Source organism: Shewanella sp. KX20019 (assembly GCF_016757755.1).
In the GTDB taxonomy this organism is placed as follows: Bacteria; Pseudomonadota; Gammaproteobacteria; order Enterobacterales; family Shewanellaceae; genus Shewanella.
In genome coordinates this window covers 1293145-1311546 of record NZ_CP068437.1, presented here as the reverse complement: position 1 = coordinate 1311546, position 18402 = coordinate 1293145, and the positions used below count along the sequence as shown (strand labels likewise).

Below are 18402 nucleotides of genomic sequence, written 5' to 3'. Positions count from 1 at the left end.
TATTTCACCTTTTGAATAATTTAAGTTAACTGAACACGCCCTATTATCCATACACACGATAAAGCTGGAATACACGGTAAAACTGCTTTACCTTTGCATATAACGCAAAGATAAACGTTAAGGCTATCATGTTCAGTGAAATGCGGGTTTTCATCAAAGTGGTGGAGTTTGGCAGCTTCTCCAAGGCGGCCGATGTACTCAATATGGCACCCTCTAGTGTCGCTCGTAATATCGATAATCTAGAGCGAGATTTTAACGCGACACTATTAAAACGCAGTACGCGGCAGCTATTACTCACCGAAGCTGGTGAACAATTTCTAGCAGGCGCACGCAAATTGGTCAACGATGAAGCAGCATTAAAAGCATCGCTATCAGAGCAAGATAAGCAGCCTGAAGGTGTATTAAGAATTTCAGTCTTTGAGGGGTTCGGCCGAGTAAAGGTATGCCCCATCTTGTCAGGTTTTTTAGCAAAATATCCGCAAGTACAAATTGAAATAGATTTGGATAATCAACTCGTCGATCTGCACTCTGAAAACGTCGATATCGCCATTCGGATCGGTAACCCTGTAGATTCAAGCCTGCATGCTAGAATGCTGATGGAAAACCAAACCTTGCTCTGCGCTAGTCCTGCATATTTAGCCCAATTTGGCACCCCAAAAAAACCTGATGATCTGCTACAACATAACTGCTTACTACTTGATCGAGACAGGCAACGGACCTATTGGCACTTTCGTAAATCTAAGCAATATAAAAAGGTTGCCGTGCGTGGCAATTTAATCTCACGAGGAGGAACCCCTATTTTGGAGGCGGCCATCCACGATGGCGGTATAGTGCAATTATCAAGTTGGATGATGGACAACTTAATCGCTGACGGCAGCTTAGTTCGTTGCCTCCCTGATTGGCAGCCCTCTTTATCAGAGCATTCCAGTGGCGATATCTACGCTCTTTACAGCGGTGGCAAACATATGCGGCCTGTGATCCGCGCGTTTATCGACTATCTAGTGCTGGCACTAAAGCAATAAAGCCACATATACCCATCTTACTTGAAGATGGGTATAGACAAATACGTGTGGCTTTTGTTTGTGGGCTTATTCAATCAAACCGTTACCGGCTCAGTTTAAGCTAACAACATCCGCCACCACATCCCGGGGAGACTGGTAAAACCGCTAGTATAAAACTGTAGTTCTCCATCTTTTATCACCATCAACGTCGGCGTAAGATTAACAGACCAATCATGGGACAGTAGCCCTTTATCATCATTAACCACCGGGAACTCGTATTGTTTATGTTGCAAATACTGGGCAAGCTTTTCATTGTTACCAGAGCTCATCGCTACCGTTACCACTGAATATTGTGTCGCCATAATATCCACCGATGGACTAACAAAACTGCACACTGGGCACCATGTCCCCCAAAAGTACAACAAAACCGGTTCTTGATGACTCATTGCAAGGATATCAATAGAGTCTCCAGTAAGCGTCATCGCCTTTAAGTCCGGTAGATTATCGGTGACAATATCTCTGCTGCGCCACAAATCGATTGCTGCAGAAAACAGGGTAAAAACCACCAACATAATGGCTATCTGTTTTCCCCCATTAAGTACCCTACTTAACATAGACTTTGAAGGAGATTGATTAGTCATTAACCCTGCTCCTCAAGTGCTTTTTCAACCGATTGTTTAAGCGTTTCAAATGGTACTAGACCGGGAATAATTTGATCTCCAATAATCATACTTGGTGTACCTCGAATGCCAAGATGTCGCATTAACTGCAGATTTTTATCAACAATTTCGTCCACTCTGCTATCACTATTATTCAGCCACCCTTGGGTGTTTGTTAACTTAGCTACTTTAGCTATAGTGGCCGAATCGAGCCTGCGAGGCGCCGACATCAAGGTATCTTTTAGCGCGATATATTTTTCGGGTTCATTCAACCAAACTGTTTGTGCCAATTCAACCGCTTCTACTGCGCCTTGTCCTTGTAGTGGCACCATTTTTATGATGATTTTCAATTGCGGAAACTCAGCCATTAACTTCTCCAGTTCAGGCTCTAGTTGCTTGCAATAAGGACAGTTAAAATCGGTGAAGTAAACCATGGTGAACTCTGGTGACTCAGCGCCTTTCCATGGATCGGTTTTAGTATTAAACAGTGCTTGTTGCTGTTGTTCAATAAGTGATGTCGAACTCGCTTGCTGGGATCCCTGTTCCCGTACCTGCATTGCGATAATGGCCTCTTTTAGTAGTTCGGGGTCATTGATCAACATCTCTTTCAATATCGCTCTGACCTGTTGCTGCTGAGCTGTGCTTAAGCTGTTGTCATCGGCTTTAACGCTTGTACTACTCATCGCTACAATCGCGATAAATGCCAACATGACTGCTAGAGTCACGCCCATTATACTCTTGGTTTTTACCGTTAAATTCATTTGAATACTCTCTGTCACATACTATTTTCGCAAACGGTCTTCGACAAACTCTTGTTAACAAACTCTGCAAAAGTTTTTCTTCAAAGACCCTATTGAAAATTCTATGTTCGAACGGCCCTTGGGCCGTTCTCACTCATTAGGGTTTTGCCTGCTAGCGCTATTGAATCAAGCACTAGCGAGTAAGCTACATTTGTCGGATAAACTAAAATGGAGCTTTAGCAGAAGCTTGATTGATAGCATCAACCACCTGTTTCGCAGTCAAGATGACGGGGAGCTGGATCCCATCGGGTGCATTGGGTCCATAAACCACATTAAACGGCACCCCATAACGATTATGACGTTGCAAATAGTCAGTAATAGGTGCTGAGGGTTTCGTCCAATCACCGATCACAAGGTCAATATCTGCTTGCTTTAAGCGGCTATAAACCGGGTCCTGTAATATCACCCCGACTTTATTGGCTTTACAGGTAATACACCAATCGGCGGTCACATCAACGAAAACGGTTTGCCCATTGGCAACCTTTGTTTGGATGTCGCTTTGTTGCAGTGGAGTCCAGCTAAGATCTGTGGGTAATGGACTCGCCCAATTATCAGATGTGGCAAACGCGGTTATCGCACTAATAAGAATAGCCATGCTAATACTAGCAATCACCGCGGCTGAGCCATGTACCTTTGCCATCAAGGTGATAAATAGCAGCACTAGTATCACCGCGGCGAACCATAAAATAGTTATGGCAATAAAGTTTGCTAGCAAACTAATTAGCCAAAGACTGGTGATCAACAGTAAGCCAGCAAAAATGACCTTAACTACATTCATCCAGCGCCCGGGCTTTGGAAAGTAATTGGCCACCTGAGGAACTGCAGCCACCAGCAACCATGGTAACGCCATGCCGACAGCTAGAGCGGTGAAGATAACAAATAGACTGATGGCATCTGCGCCTAGTGCAAATGCGACTGCAGTACCTAAAAAGGGAGCGCTACAAGGCGTAGCTAATAACGTGGCGAACATCCCTTGTAAAAAGTGACCACGGTTGTCATTGCCACCAGTGGTCGCAAGCTTGGTTTGCACACTCGAAGGAAGATTGATTTCAAAGGCACCTAACATATTTATTGCAAAAATTGAGGTGACCAGTGCCATAAAGCCAATAAACCACGGGTTTTGGAACTGCACGCCCCACCCGATTGCTTGCCCGGTGATTTTTAGGGTAAAGATAAAGCCTGCTAACAACCAAAACGAGACCAGAATACCCAAAGCGGAGGACAAAAACTGCTGGCGAATTTTAGTTTTATTGAACGAAGGTGCCGCTACAACAGCGCTTAACTTCATCCCGAGAACAGGCAACACACAGGGCATGACATTCAATATCAAACCGCCGAGTAACGCTATCAGCAACATAGTCCATAATGATGAGCCATTATCAATAATGTCTACCGAAGTTACAGCAGCACTGTACTCAATTGCTGTGTCGGCCTCTATCACCGTGACATTCAGCGCTTTACCAACAACATCGGTTTCACCTAACCAGCTACTACCATCAAAAATGGCTTTAAGCTGTTTATTCCCCTGTTCATCGCTATTTGTTTCTACATGTTTAAGCTTAAAGCTAACGTCTGGTTCACCATCAATAATCAATTGCGGATAGTGCCAATCGCCCTCGTTGATGACCACTTCGAGTTGTTGCTTTGCTTGATCCCAACCAAGATTAATATCTGCGCTTGTTTTACGTTGCGGCACGCTCGATGTTGCCTTGTTATAGGCAAACATAGCACCAGGGTCCGCAGTCATGCTCTTAAGATCAATATCTAAATTTATTTCATAATCGGTTAACACACAGATATTGGTACAACTCGACAGAGTGAGCAGTCCTTTTAGGTTAAGCGGCTGATTAAAATCTTTTATCTGCAGCTGCATCGGAAATATCACATCATGCTTATAACCAAATGTCTGCAAACCAAGCAGCGAGAAGGCTTCAGGCTTGGGCCAATCCCAGCTTACATGGGCAAGATTGTCTGATTTGTCCCAGTTAATGCTGGGAGCGATTCCGCCCTCTCCAGGGCTGCGCCAATATGTTTTCCAGTCATCCTCAAGCTTAACTTCTAAAACAGCCGGTAATGTCTGGCTCACCGGATCTAACTCACCAGTCAGCATAAACTTAACTTTTACTGGTGGGTGATTCGGGTTTTCAATCCACCCAGTAGATTGCGCCCAAGTTGAGCTCGATAATAACAAGCTCAACATCAGTAAAAAGGGGTTAATAATTTTCAATTTAGTCTCCGTAACAATGCATAACCTCAGCTCTCTAATTGATGAAGAGGCTGAACTTTTGAGCTGAGTCTGATACCAATCGCCATCAATAACTCTGTTATTAATTTGATTGGTATCAAATGCCATCAGTGCATTTTTAAAAGGCCTGCTCGTAATAGCAAGCGCACAATATATTGATAAAATGGGTAAAAAAGCTATATCAAGCCAATCTAGCCGTAAAGCTAATGGCTGTATATGTTGATTAGGAGGTTATTCTTGAAAACGGCAGAAACAGAGATGTATTCGCCGTGGTTTAGGCAAAATCGGCACATCGAGAATTCGAGGCAGTTGGCGAAAAGCGATCGGTAATAGCGGGATAAAAAACAGCAATAAAAGAACAAGACTTAGATTGGGTTCATCCATGCAAATCCGCAGTGACTTTTCAGATAGTTCACAAGGCTTTAGCGTTAACTCCTCTAAAGACTGATATTCAGTCTGGCTTTGCGTGCTCATCTGCGGTGCAACTTTGCTAATAATCTGATTTATGCTGCGCAATATTCCACTGTTTTGCATCAAACACAAAAAGACCAACATAGTAAATACCATGACGATCAAATTTTTAGCGGTTTGTGTTCTGCAAAAAAAGTGGATGGCGGACTCCATAACGGTCAATTATTACCGGCGTCATGCGCCAGCAAAAGATAAGACCGAGCTTTAGCAGATTTAGTTCATCACTAAATTAAAATAGTTTGCAGTGGCGATAAATAATACCCATCTTACCTGAAGGTGCATATTCAAGTAGGACGAGTATAAGCTCAACAAAACCGAACAATATTGGACTCTTTAACCATTAGAGCGAAGCAAAAACGGTCAACTAAATGCGACTTTAATCAACTCAGCTTTCTTCTGAGTAACTTAGTTGCCTCAACAAGATTGACTAACGCGGGCTCAACTTCATCCCAAGTACGGGTTTTAAGGCCGCAATCAGGGTTGATCCACAGCTGTTGTACATCTATTTTCGTCGCTGCTTTTTCCATTAATGCCACAATTTCATCTACTGATGGAGTATTGGGACTATGAATATCATAAACACCGGGACCGATTTCATTTGGATAATTGAAATCTTCAAATGCGTTTAGCAGCTCCATCCGTGAACGTGAGGTTTCAATGGTGATCACATCTGCATCCATGGCTGCTATTGCGGCGATGGTTTCATTGAATTCGCTATAACACATGTGAGTATGGATCTGCGTTTCATTGACCACGCCGGCTGCACTCAATTTAAAGGCGTTAACAGCCCAGTTTAGATAGTGCTTCCAGTCACTCTTTTTAAGCGGTAGCCCTTCACGAAATGCCGGTTCATCGATTTGAATAATGCCGATGCCCGCATTTTGCAGGTCGACCACTTCGTCACGAATAGCTAAACCAATCTGGGTCGCTATCTGTTCACGGCTAATATCTTCACGGGCAAATGACCAATGTAGGATGGTAACAGGACCCGTTAGCATCCCTTTGACCGGTTTTTCCGTCAGACTTTGGGCAAATTCAGCCCACTCTACCGTCATTGCACTTGGGCGTGACACATCACCATAGATAAGCGGCGGCTTAACACAGCGAGAGCCATAGCTTTGCACCCAACCAAACTGCGTAAAGCCGACGCCATCCAACTGCTCGCCAAAGTATTCCACCATGTCATTTCGTTCAGCCTCGCCATGCACTAACACATCGATACCGAGTTTTAACTGCCGTTCAACCGTATCTCTGGTGACTTGACGTAATTGCTCATTGTAGTTTTCTAGTGTAATTTCGCCTTTACGCCAGCGACTACGTAAGCCACGAATAGCAGGGGTTTGTGGAAAGCTGCCAATGGTCGTCATCGGTAATAGTGGCAATTTATATTTCTGCCGTTGTGCTGTTTGACGTACGCTGAACTCATCATCACGTTGATAATCATCAACACTTAACGCGGCTACTCTTTCGATAACCTCTTTATTAGCGGCCTTTGCTCGAGCAGTTCTGCGTGCCTCACACTCTTTAACAATCTCAAGGCTTTGCGATGAACTAGGCTCGGTTAACAGCAGTTTAAGCTTGCTCAGTTCTGTTAGTTTCTGTTTGGCAAAAGAAAGTTGCAGTTTCAGCTCTGGGGCTAATTTAGTTTCCACATCTAAATCGACAGGGCTATGCAATAGTGAACATGAAGGCGCTAACCAGAATCGTTGTTTAAGATCATTGGCGACGCTAGCGATTGATGCAGCAATATTGTCCAGATCTGCCGCCCATACATTGCGGCCATTAATCACCCCCGCAGATAGCACCTGCGTTGCCCCTAATGTGGCTACAAAAGGCGCTAACTGCTCAGGCGCAGTCACAAGGTCGAGGTGTAAACCTGCAACGGGTAACGCTGCTACTAAAGCATGGTGATGCTCAATACTGCCGTAATAGCTTGCGAGTAAAATACTCACCTCGCTGCTCGATAATGCTTGATACGCAGTCGCTATCGCATCAGCCCAGTTTGTGTCTAACTCAAGCGCTAAAATCGGTTCATCTAACTGCACCCACTCTACACCTTGCGCCGCAAAGCGGGCCAATATTTGACTGTAAGCAGTGAGCAATTGTGGAAGTAACGACAGTTTATCAAACTCACTATCGACCGTTTTGGCTAAATAAAGAAACGAAACAGGCCCAAGCAATACAGGTTTAGCTTGATAACCTAACGCTTGTGCTTCTTCGACCTCTTCGAATATCTGCTCATAGCCGATGCCAAACTGCTGAGTTTCAGTAAGTTCTGGCACGATATAGTGGTAATTAGTATTAAAATATTTTGTCATTTCTGCAGCAGGGGCATCTTTTCCAGTGGGAGCTCGGCCACGCCCCACTCTAAACAAAGTGTCTAGGTCGATACCATTTACACCACGATGACGCGCTGGGATTACGTCTAAAGTTGCAGTTAATGTTAACACCTGATCATAATATGCAAAATCTCCCACGGGGACTAATGACACACCAGAATCGGCCTGCCAGCGCCAATGTTTTTCACGTAATTCCTTGGCAATATCAACTAGTTCAGCTTGACTACTCTCCCCTCTCCAATACTTTTCAACTGCAAACTTTAATTCACGTAAACGACCTATTCTAGGAAAACCCAAACTATTTAATTGCATATTGTATACCCTTTAGTGTTAAGATGAGTAAAATTCAGACACCCGTCCATCTGAATTTCATTATTTCAGTCTCGATATGGAAGTCTGGACGTCTAGAAGTTTATTGTGATAGTCTCTTTCATCGCAATCGAAATGAATTCAAGAGCAACATGAGAAAACTTCATGTGAGGATAAAATGATAGAGCTTAGACATTTACGTACATTAGTTGCCCTAAAGGAAAGTGGCAGCCTTGCAGGGGCTGCCAAGAAACGCTTTGTCACACAGTCGGCACTGTCTCATCAGATCAAGGAACTTGAAACAAGGATTAATTCATCCATTTTCGTGCGTAAGAGTAAGCCCCTCTCTTTCACACAAGAGGGGGCTAGATTGCTAAACCTTGCTGAAGATATTTTACCTAAAGTCATTGAGACGGAATTTGACCTTAAAAAAGGACTTGAAGAGGGTGATAATAAACTAGGTGTCGGTATAGAATGCCACAGCTGCTTTCGCTGGTTAATGCCTGTTATTGAACAATTCAGACAGGAGTATCCGCTCGCTGATCTAGACCTCTCTAGCCGCCATCTTTTCGACTCTCTCAATGCGCTTGAGTTAGGCGAACTTGATGTGGTGTTAACGTCAGATCCGGTACCGGGGCAAGCAATTGCTTATCAGCATCTTTTTGACTTTGAAGTGCGGCTTGTTGTCGCAAGCGATCACCCGCTTGCGACACAGCAATACGTCACACCAAAACAGCTAGAAAACTTGGCTATTTTAAGTTATCCGGTGTCGCTAGAACGTTTAGACATTTATCGTCATTTCATGGAGCCAGCCGGTATTCAAGCGGGGCCGGTGATCAAGTGCGACCTAACAATGATGTTACTACAGCGCATCGCATGCAAAGACGGCATTGCGGCACTGCCAAACTGGTCGATTAGTGAAAGTCATGGCTTAAACTTAGTCAGTATCAAGCTCGGTCCAGAGGGGGTGAAAAGGCCTTTGTTTGGGGCTTACCGCAGAAATGGGCCCAATGCACGCTTAGCGCAGCACTGGCTAGAGATGGTGGCAAAGGAAGGGATCTCTAAACAAAAGATAAACGAGCCAATTTAACCACTAAAAAGCCTGCTTCGAGCAGGCTTTTTTTAAGTTACAGCGGTCGTAGCAATAGCTTTCTTTTGGCGAGCGTGCGCCTAAGAACAAGTCCGGGCGACGCAGCATTATGTGTTTGACGTAAATTATGCGCTATTAAAAACTCATCACGTAACTCTTCATCGAGCCCCAAAGATTCAAAGGCTTCCATTGTCAACGTTTGTTGCTGGTTTTCAATAACCGCTTTAAGCACGCTAAGCGAATACGGCTCATCATTATCATTATTTAAATAAGCAAAAGCAGTCAACGCTATGATGTCACCAAATACGCTAAACAATGCCAGTGTTTGCACTTCATCAGGACTGATATCAAAACTATTCATTTGATGGAGACTATCGACAGCGTCAGCTGCGATAGCTTCCGTTAGTGCCCAGTAGCCATGAATTAACTTCTTATAGGGTTCTGGTAACTCATCTAATCTTTCTTTCAAATAAAAGGTAAATGCATAGCGGTAAATATTCACCTGCCCCAGTCTCACCAAAGCATCTTTCAATGAACGATTCTTTACTGATTGAGCCGTGATCTGGTTAGCCGTGCTGCTGCGCCACAATAAATGTGCCGATAGCGCCGGATCTGATGAGACAATGTCAATCACATTGCGGATATCACCATCAGCAATGATGGCTTTTTTTAACGGGATTAGTATCCCCCTACGGCCGATTACCTGCTCTTCATTGCCGATAATAGCGCGTACTTGAGTAAATACCTGCTGCTCAAGATCTGTCATTTGAAGCGTTAAACCTTTTATTGAATTTATCTATATGCGCAATCAGCTCAAAACGATTAACCATTGGCATTTGGGGCCTGCCCCTCTGCCACTAGCTTAGCAAGTTTCGGCCATCTTTTGCGCATTTAATTTCGCAAGTTAATAGTTCTGTGATTCTAACAGCAATCCAAAGAAAGAGTGCTTAAAGATCCAACCCCAAGTAATAAAGCTCCACTTCAGGAGTATCACGGAGCAATACACCAAAATTCATTTACCCCTGAGCATAAATCGAAATTTATATTGAGTATTTTAGCTATTTAAAATCGATAACACTACTTACCATCTCACACTTTGCATACATTATCCTTACCTTATCTTTGCCAATATGGCGTTGGCAAGTCCTAGGTAGCCGCTATCATTGAGGTGAATTGCATCAGATTTCATACTCGCAGTTTTCAGTAGCTCGCTAAGGGCGTCCTCAATCAATACTATCTGGTACTCCTCGGCCAACTCAGCATAAATGGGCGATGGTGACAGAAACAAACTTTTTTGCGGCACCGCAATGAGTAATACTGTCACTCCTCGCGATTGAGCTTGTTCAATCATTGCCGCTAAATTTGCTTTAGTGCCCGCTTTAGGCTGATTTCTTAGAAAATCATTACCCCCCTCAAGCAAAATGAGCAGTTCTGGAGAGTATTTTGCTAACACTGTCGGCAATCTCTTTGCACCCTCAGTGGTCGTCTCTCCCGACACGCCAGCATTAATCACGTTTAGACCACTTAAAACGGCAAGCTGACTGGGATAGTCATGCTGCCGTGATGCTCCAACACCTGCGGTTAAGCTATCGCCGAATGCAACAACGGTGGCGTTTGCCGACAAAGGCGCAATATTCGCCTCTTGGCACGATTGTAAAAGCAGCAAACATGGCAGCATTAGCAGGAGTAGTTTATGTCTCATATCGCAAGTTCCGCCTTAATCTTAAATCAGTCTATCGACAGCATAGCGACAAAGTAACTAAAACAGAATGGATATAATTACCGCTTTATCATAAGCACCTGTAATCGTGAACTGGGGATAGAAAACGCGATGACCAGCTTAATGTATCAGTGAATAGTTAATATTGACTAAAACATGAGCAACACCACATTATTCGTTGATCTAAATCACAACTCTTATCATTTGCATTAAACAGGTTGAACTTTTCATAGACTCAACAAATACGCTTCGACATACTGCCGCCAACAATAATCATTATCATTTATAAAAAGTGGCTAACACACTTACAGGGATTGCTTCGCCAAAGGATTAGCTTGATTTACTATAGTGTCGCCACGTAAACGGGATCTATCATGAAGTTTAAGACCTCCTTAGTTGCGCTTTCTATCTCAGCTGCACTTCTTCCCAATATCGCTCAAGCTCAAGATGAAGATATTGAAGTCATTACCGTGACCGCCAGTAGAATGGACAAACCGGTTAGTTCTATCCCAAATACTGTGACTATCATCAGTCAAGATATGCTCGAAGAGCAGTTTAGAACCACTAGGGATCTCTCAACCATCATAGGTAACTTAGCGCCTAGCTTCTCTCCAAGCCGTCAAAAAATGAGCAATACCGGTGAAACATTACGCGGTAGAGCACCACTGATCATGATTGATGGCGTACCACAGTCAAACCCGCTACGCAGTGGCGGACGCTCTGGTCAAACTATCGACCCAGCGATGATCGCTCGAATTGAGATCATTCATGGTGCAAATGCGATGCATGGTCTTGGCGCACAAGGCGGTATCATCAACTACATTACCAAAAAACCGACTGGCGATAATGAGCATCAGGTTAGTTTCGATGTCACCGTCCCTAACAGCCTTGATGGTGATGGGATTAGTTTTGGTACTAGCTATGCGTTTTCAGGTGAATCTGAAAATTTAGATATGATTGGGTCAGTCAGTTACCGCAATAATGGCGTTTACTACGATGCAAACGACGACATGATTGGTGTTGATACCACTCAAGGTGAGTCGATGGACAGCCAGAGTGCGGATTTCTTTATTAAGTTAGGTCACAATTTCGATGAGTCGCGCCTTGAGCTAATGGTCAACCATTACAACATGGAAAATAATGGTGACTATATGGCCGTTAAAGGCGATAAAGAAAATGACATTCCAACCGGTGCTATTGAACAAGAGCAACCATGGGAAGCGGCGAACAATCAAGTCACCACCACGAGCCTAACTTACACCCATCAAAACATTGCCGGCCAACAGTTAAACCTACAATTTTTCAATCAAAACTTTGAAGCTGTTTATGGCGGTGGCTGTTGGGCTGATTTCTACGATCCGAGCATGGAAGGCAGCGATCAAGTCACCGTATGTGGCACTGGCAGTAATGGCGAGTCACTCTATTATGAACAATCGCGTAATAAGTCAGTTAAGTGGGGCATGAAAGCCTCGATGCTTGCAACAGATATCGCTAACTCAGGTGTTAGCATTGCCTACGGTTTAGATGTTTTCCGTGATACCACAGAACAAGATATGGTTGTCAGCGGCGCATCTTGGGTACCAGAAAGTACCTACGACAACATTGCACCTTTCGCTCAGATAGATTACGACATCATCGACAATCTAACGCTATCTGGCGGTATGCGTTATGAATACGCCAAGCTCAATGTCGATGACTATAAAACACTTTATGGTTATGGTGACAAGCACATTGAAGGCGGCAGCCCTGATTTTACTGAAACACTATTTAATATCGGCGCCTCTTACAAAGTAAACTCTTCACTGCGAGTATACACCAGCTTCAACCAAGGCTTTGGTATGCCCGATGTCGGCCGTGTGCTACGTGATGGCGACAATTTCCAAGGTGCAAATCCAAGCATTGAGGATACCTTAGCATTAGATCCTATTATTACCGATAATATTGAATTTGGTGCTGATTACCAAGGTGAATACTTCTCCGCAAAAATAGCCTATTACCGCTCTTCAAGTGATTACGGCGCACGCATGGTCGATAAAGGCGATGGTAGCGGTTCTTTCGTTATTAAACGCGAAAAGAGTGTTATCGAAGGGATCGAGTCAAACATCACAGCCTATCTAGGCGATCATGATGATGTAGGCGTTAATATTGCCATTCAAAATGGTGAATATGATTCCAATGACGATCAAAGCGTCGATACTGATTTAGACGGTGCCAATATCTCACCAAACCGTATTAACCTGTTCTGGACACATAATTTCGACAACGACATCTCCACACGTATACAAGCAAACTTCTATATGGATAAAGACTTCGAAAACGCTGATAACGATGTGTATGCCAATTTTGATGGCTACACCACCGTCGATGCATCTGTCGCAATCCCAGTCTACGACGGCACCCTAAGCATTGGTATTCAAAACCTGCTTAATGAAGACTATTACACTTACTACTCACAAACAGTGGGTAAAGACACCCGCTACTTTAAAGGCATGGGCCGCACAGCAACCATAGGTTTTACTCTGCCTTTCTAAACGCTGTTTAAGCGGCTTAAATAAAAAAAACCGCTAGCGCATCGCGCTAGCGGTTTTTTTATTGCTCAATTTCTATTGCCTATTGGACTGTTGCTCTATTTAACCCGTTTTGGCTTTGCGCACATAGGGTAGAACTAATAGCACAACACCCACCAACAGAAACGGAATACTCAGTAGCTGCCCGGCACTAAATGTCCATGCATCGGCATACACAGCTTGCTTGACCTTAACCATCTCGATAGCAAATCGCGCACTAAAGACTAAAACCAAGAACAAACCAAAGATAGCACCATGCTTCTGTTTCATCTCTGTCAGTTTATAAATAGCCCATAACAATAGGAATATGGATAAATACGCAATCGCTTCATAGAGCTGTGCAGGATGACGAGGCAGCATATCAATTCGCTCAAATATAATTCCCCACGGCGCGTTTGTTGGCAATCCCAAGATCTCTGAATTAACGAAGTTGGCCATGCGTACAAAGAAGCCAAAAATGGCAGTTGCTATCGCCAAGCGGTCGAGTAGAAACAGGAACGGCAGCTTAACCTGACGCTGGTAATAATAGAGTGCCAAGATAGCACCGACACCACCACCATGGCTTGCAAGTCCCCCTTCCCATATGGCAAATATCTTAAGTGGGTTGCTAAGGTAATAGGCTGGATCGTAAAAGAGGCAGTGCGCTAAACGCGCCCCAACAATAATACCCACCACACAATACATCAGTAAGTTATCCAACGACTCCACTGGTAGCTTTTCTCGCACATATATGCGCTTCATTACCTGAAAACCTGAGGCGATAGCCAGCGCAAACAATATGCCGTACCAATGTACTTTAAGCCCCATAAAGCTAATCGCTACAGGATCTACATTCCAAATAAAATGGTCCAAATTTAACCTTCCAAGTGTGTTGGTTTACATCGTAAATATGATTTCTTATGCGCAGTTTTACGCGCCAGAAAGCATTTAGCAAGCGCTAAGCGACATTTGCAGCAACAGAATGTTTCAGCAGTCCCATAATTGCCGAAAAATTGACGACTTCACCTTTCTGTTACTTACCGCAGATATTCCACTACAACAGATTTTTTGCTATAGTGCCGCCTCAGCCACCCTACATAAATTTAGGGCTAACGAGCCGCGATTTAATGCGTGCTATAAAGCCCCCCAGAAATTGGAAATATAGGCTGATGACTCAGTTTCAAGGTTCACATATCCTTTCGGTAAACCAACTTAGTTTGGATTCCGTACAGAACATATTCGATGTTGCCACCCGAATGACCCCCTATGCCCTACGGCAGAAACGCACCACCGTTTTAGACGGGGCTGTGTTGGGTAATCTTTTCTTTGAACCCAGTACGCGTACCCGCATCAGCTTTGGCTGCGCGTTTAGTTTGCTTGGTGGCAAGGTGAATGAAACCGTTGGTATGGCGTCATCTTCTTTGTCAAAAGGCGAATCACTATACGATACCGCCAGAGTGCTATCGAGCTATTCTGATGTCATTGCGATGCGTCACCCTGAAGCGTTCTCTGTAAAAGAGTTTGCAGAAGGCAGCCGTGTTCCAGTCATCAATGGCGGTGACGGTTCAAATGAACACCCGACTCAAGCACTGTTAGACCTATTTACCATTCAAAAAGAACTGGCATCTGGCGGACGTGATATTAGCGGTATGCATATCGCTATGGTGGGTGATTTGAAATTTGGTCGTACCGTGCACTCGCTTTCTCGTTTGTTGTGCATGTATAAAGATGTCAGCTTCACATTAGTGTCACCTAAGGAGCTAGCAATGCCTGACTATGTGATCAATGACATTGAAAATGCTGGGCATAAGATCACAATAACAGACCAACTTGAAGGCAATTTAGATCGCGCTGATATACTCTATCTAACGCGAATTCAAGAAGAACGCTTCCCTTCACAAGATGAAGCAAATAAATACCGTGGTAAATTCCGCTTAAACCAGAGTATTTATACAAAGCATTGTAAATCGAACACAGTGATCATGCATCCGCTGCCACGAGATTCTCGTAAGCAAGCAAATGAATTGGATAACGATCTTAATAACCACCCTAACCTCGCCATTTTTAGGCAGGCTGATAACGGTTTATTAATTCGTATGGCACTGTTTGCACTGACGCTTGGTGTTGACTCTCAATTAGAGCAATATGAGCGCCCAGTTAATTGGTATTCACGAAAAGCTGAATTTTAATCAGGCTACTGACTTTTAAGGATCTAAAATGACCCGTTCCGACGAACTCTTTGAACAGGCTAAAAAAACTATTCCAGGCGGCGTTAACTCTCCAGTCCGTGCATTTAGTAGTGTGGGTGGTTCTCCACGTTTTATTGAAAAAGCCGATGGCGCATATATTTTTGATGCCGACGGTAACAAGTACATCGATTATGTCGGTTCTTGGGGTCCAATGATCTTAGGTCATAACCACCCAAAAATTCGTCAAGCTGTACTTGCTGCGGTTGAAAATGGCCTATCATTTGGCGCGCCAACCGAGCTTGAAGTCACTATGGCTGAGAAAGTTATCGAAATGGTGCCTTCAATGGAACAGGTTCGTATGGTGAGCTCAGGTACTGAAGCAACTATGAGTGCGATTCGTCTTGCTCGTGGCTTCACTAGCCGTGACAAAATTCTTAAGTTTGAAGGTTGCTACCACGGCCACGCAGACTGTTTACTGGTTAAAGCAGGTTCTGGTGCATTGACGTTAGGTCAGCCGAGCTCTCCAGGTATTCCTGAAGATTTTGCTAAGCACACTTTGACAGCAACGTATAATGACCTTGAGTCGGTTAAGGCACTATTCGAGCAATATCCAGATGCGATTTCGTGCATCATCCTAGAGCCAGTTGCAGGCAACATGAACTGCATTCCACCAGTTGAAGGTTTCTTACAAGGCCTACGTGCTATTTGTGACCAATACGGTGCATTGATGATTATCGATGAAGTAATGACTGGTTTCCGTGTATCTAAGAGCGGCGCACAGGGCCACTACGGCGTAACACCAGATCTAACAACATTGGGTAAAGTGATTGGCGGCGGTATGCCAGTCGGTGCTTTTGGTGGCCGTAAAGATGTGATGCAGTTTATTGCTCCTACAGGCCCTGTTTATCAAGCGGGTACGCTTTCTGGTAACCCAATTGCAATGTCTGCTGGTCTAGCGCAGATGGAAGCACTTTGTGAAGATGGCGTCTATGAGCAACTAGCTGCAAAAACTCAATATATTGCAGAAGGCTTTAAAGCTGCGGCAAACAAGCATGGCATTCCAATGGCAATCAACTACGTTGGCGGCATGTTTGGCTTCTTCTTTACAGACCAAGAAAAAGTCACTTCATTTGAGCAGGTCACTAAATGCGATGCTGATAAATTCCCAGTGTTTTATCATGGCATGTTAGATGAAGGTATTTACTTAGCACCAAGCGCTTATGAGGCTGGTTTCTTATCCCTTGCCCACGGTGAAGCTGAGCTAGAAGCGACATTAGCAGCTGCAGACCGCGTTTTTGCAAAAATGGCTAAAAGCTAAGTCAACACTTGGTGGTTCGGCAATACACCTAAAAAGGAACACTAACGTGTTCCTTTTTTGTTTATCCTCATGTTAGCAATTGTCGTTCATCGCTGCCTCAGGTTATCCCCAACAACCTCAACGCATAACAACCATTAGTTATACCGTACATACAACTGCAAAAAAACTAGTTAAGAAGATCGCTGCAACAAAACCCCGCCAGCACAGACTTACATCACAGTTTCCCAGCAAACCTGACACAGATAACAGTTGCGTTCCTTTTTTCACTGTGGTCTGATCGCCGCGCTCTACCAAGGAAAGCTTAAACAAACCTTAAATTGCAGCAAAGTAGTACTGATTTCAGTATCCAATATAAAAATCTGTCTGTGAGTAGCCCTATGTTGTACGCATTTTTAATATCGCTAGCTGTACTCGCGTTGTTGAGTATTGTGTTTGAAGAAGTTACCCATCTAAATAAAGCTAAAACGACGCTGTTTTTTGGATGTATCTCTTGGGTCGTGCTATTTATGGCCGCTGGAGATCCCAGCCATGAAAAGTTAATTGAAGAACAGCTAAACGAAAACCTACTCGAAATTGCCACCTTGTGGTTATTTCTAATGTCTACCATGACCTTTGTTGCCTACCTTAATGCCAAAGGGATGATCCAAATACTGGTACAAAAGCTATTCCCTCAACGGGTATCGGTGCGGATGTTAATGCTGCAAGTAGCACTATTTTCACTGGTGCTTTCCGCCATTTGTGACAATGTGACCGCGACACTGGTTTCTTTAGGCTTACTCACCACTTTTAAGCTCGAGAAGCAGATGCGTCGGCGTATGGCGGTACTCATCATATTCGCCGTAAACTCTGGCGGCGTTGCACTTATCACCGGTGATGTGACCACCTTGATGATCTTCCTTGGTGGCCATGTCAATATGTCAGAACTACTGCTGCTATTTGTACCCGCCGCAATTAGCGTCATGTTATTGGCTGTACTATTTTCGCTTAAAGCTGAAGGGGAAGTCAGCACCACGCCAATAAAACGCGAAGTTCGCGCTGTTGATATCCTCATCGCAATCATTTTCTTTAGCACGATTGTGATGACTATGGTGCTTAATGTTCTGTATGGGGTCCCGCCAGTACTTACTTTTTTGACCGGACTGTCAGTGATGTTCCTTGTTGGACATACTACCCGCAGCAATAAAGAGGAACTGCAGATCCTCGAGTACATCCGTCAAGTGGAATACGACACGCTATTATTCTTCTTAGGCATTTTACTGCTTGTCGGCATGCTTAAAGAGATTGGCACCTTGGATTTATTAACTCAGGTTTATTCTCAATTCGACCCAAACATCTCTAACTTTGTCGCTGGCATTGGCTCTGCACTGCTCGATAACGTGCCGCTCACCGCTGCATTGTTAAAAGCCGACCCCGTACTCAATACGCCTGAATGGTTAGGATTAACATACTCTGTTGGTGTTGGCGGATCATTACTCGTTATCGGTTCAGCTGCTGGCATTATCGCCATGAGTAAAGTAAAGGAACTCACCTTCGTTAGCTACCTTAGGTATGTGCCCGCGCTTGCTCTTTGCTATTCAGTTGGTTACGCCCTTACCTTACTGATGGCTTACCATTTCTATGGCTAGCATGCATAACAACGAAAAGTGGTAAGCATTAAAAAAGCCTAACAGTTGTTAGGCTTTTTTATAGCTATCTTCAGTGAGTGTTAATTGATG

14 protein-coding genes are annotated in these 18402 nt (G+C 44.0%); 6 read left to right on the top strand and 8 right to left on the bottom strand.

Annotation, left to right across the window (positions count from 1 at the left end; genetic code table 11):
* Positions 1 to 128: 128 nt before the first annotated feature.
* Positions 129 to 1022, top strand: coding sequence for a LysR family transcriptional regulator (locus JK628_RS05750; protein WP_202288410.1), 894 nt, complete (start codon positions 129 to 131; stop codon positions 1020 to 1022).
* A gap of 95 nt (positions 1023 to 1117) precedes the next feature.
* Here JK628_RS05750 and JK628_RS05745 read toward each other — a convergent pair whose 3' ends face one another.
* The 5 genes from JK628_RS05745 to metE form a co-directional block, all read right to left on the bottom strand.
* Positions 1118 to 1642: a protein disulfide oxidoreductase gene (locus JK628_RS05745; protein WP_202288409.1), complete on the bottom strand. Its 525-nt coding sequence runs from the start codon at positions 1640 to 1642 to the stop codon at positions 1118 to 1120.
* Positions 1642 to 2421, bottom strand: coding sequence for a DsbA family protein (locus JK628_RS05740; RefSeq protein WP_202288407.1), 780 nt, complete (start codon positions 2419 to 2421; stop codon positions 1642 to 1644). The genes JK628_RS05745 and JK628_RS05740 overlap by 1 nt, the downstream gene beginning before the upstream one ends.
* A gap of 202 nt (positions 2422 to 2623) precedes the next feature.
* Positions 2624 to 4660, bottom strand: a complete 2037-nt coding sequence (locus JK628_RS05735; protein WP_202289725.1) for a protein-disulfide reductase DsbD family protein — start codon at positions 4658 to 4660, stop codon at positions 2624 to 2626.
* 276 nt (positions 4661 to 4936) lie between these two features.
* A complete protein-coding gene (locus tag JK628_RS05730) occupies positions 4937 to 5260 on the bottom strand; it encodes a hypothetical protein (protein WP_237524156.1) in 324 nt (107 codons plus the stop codon).
* A gap of 296 nt (positions 5261 to 5556) precedes the next feature.
* Positions 5557 to 7827, bottom strand: coding sequence for a 5-methyltetrahydropteroyltriglutamate--homocysteine S-methyltransferase (gene metE, locus JK628_RS05725; RefSeq protein ID WP_202288403.1), 2271 nt, complete (start codon positions 7825 to 7827; stop codon positions 5557 to 5559).
* Between the two features lie 175 nt (positions 7828 to 8002).
* Between metE and JK628_RS05720 the strand changes: the two genes are divergently transcribed.
* Positions 8003 to 8914, top strand: coding sequence for a LysR substrate-binding domain-containing protein (locus JK628_RS05720; RefSeq protein ID WP_202288401.1), 912 nt, complete (start codon positions 8003 to 8005; stop codon positions 8912 to 8914).
* A gap of 37 nt (positions 8915 to 8951) precedes the next feature.
* On the opposite strand, the gene JK628_RS05715 is transcribed toward JK628_RS05720, so the two are convergent.
* Together JK628_RS05715 and JK628_RS05710 are read right to left on the bottom strand one after the other, a co-directional pair.
* On the bottom strand, positions 8952 to 9680 hold the full coding sequence (locus tag JK628_RS05715; RefSeq protein ID WP_202288399.1) for an HDOD domain-containing protein: 729 nt from the start codon (positions 9678 to 9680) through the stop codon (positions 8952 to 8954).
* A gap of 345 nt (positions 9681 to 10025) precedes the next feature.
* The gene (locus JK628_RS05710) at positions 10026 to 10616 is read right to left on the bottom strand and encodes an arylesterase (protein WP_202288398.1); all 591 of its coding nucleotides are present in this window, start codon (positions 10614 to 10616) and stop codon (positions 10026 to 10028) included.
* Positions 10617 to 11008: 392 nt separating this feature from the next.
* Here JK628_RS05710 and JK628_RS05705 point away from each other — a divergent pair, with 392 nt between their 5' ends.
* Entirely contained in the window at positions 11009 to 13165 is a 2157-nt protein-coding gene (locus tag JK628_RS05705; protein WP_202288396.1) for a TonB-dependent receptor, read from the top strand.
* A gap of 99 nt (positions 13166 to 13264) precedes the next feature.
* On the opposite strand, the gene lgt is transcribed toward JK628_RS05705, so the two are convergent.
* On the bottom strand, positions 13265 to 14053 hold the full coding sequence (gene lgt, locus JK628_RS05700) for a prolipoprotein diacylglyceryl transferase (RefSeq protein WP_202288395.1): 789 nt from the start codon (positions 14051 to 14053) through the stop codon (positions 13265 to 13267).
* A gap of 296 nt (positions 14054 to 14349) precedes the next feature.
* Between lgt and JK628_RS05695 the strand changes: the two genes are divergently transcribed.
* The 3 genes from JK628_RS05695 to nhaD all read left to right on the top strand — a co-directional run bounded on the left by JK628_RS05695 (position 14350) and on the right by nhaD (position 18312).
* Positions 14350 to 15369: an aspartate carbamoyltransferase gene (locus JK628_RS05695; protein WP_202288393.1), complete on the top strand. Its 1020-nt coding sequence runs from the start codon at positions 14350 to 14352 to the stop codon at positions 15367 to 15369.
* A gap of 28 nt (positions 15370 to 15397) precedes the next feature.
* The gene (gene hemL / locus JK628_RS05690; RefSeq protein ID WP_202288391.1) at positions 15398 to 16687 is read left to right on the top strand and encodes a glutamate-1-semialdehyde 2,1-aminomutase; all 1290 of its coding nucleotides are present in this window, start codon (positions 15398 to 15400) and stop codon (positions 16685 to 16687) included.
* Between the two features lie 377 nt (positions 16688 to 17064).
* Positions 17065 to 18312: a sodium:proton antiporter NhaD gene (nhaD, locus tag JK628_RS05685; protein WP_202288389.1), complete on the top strand. Its 1248-nt coding sequence runs from the start codon at positions 17065 to 17067 to the stop codon at positions 18310 to 18312.
* The last annotated feature ends 90 nt before the right edge of the window (positions 18313 to 18402 follow it).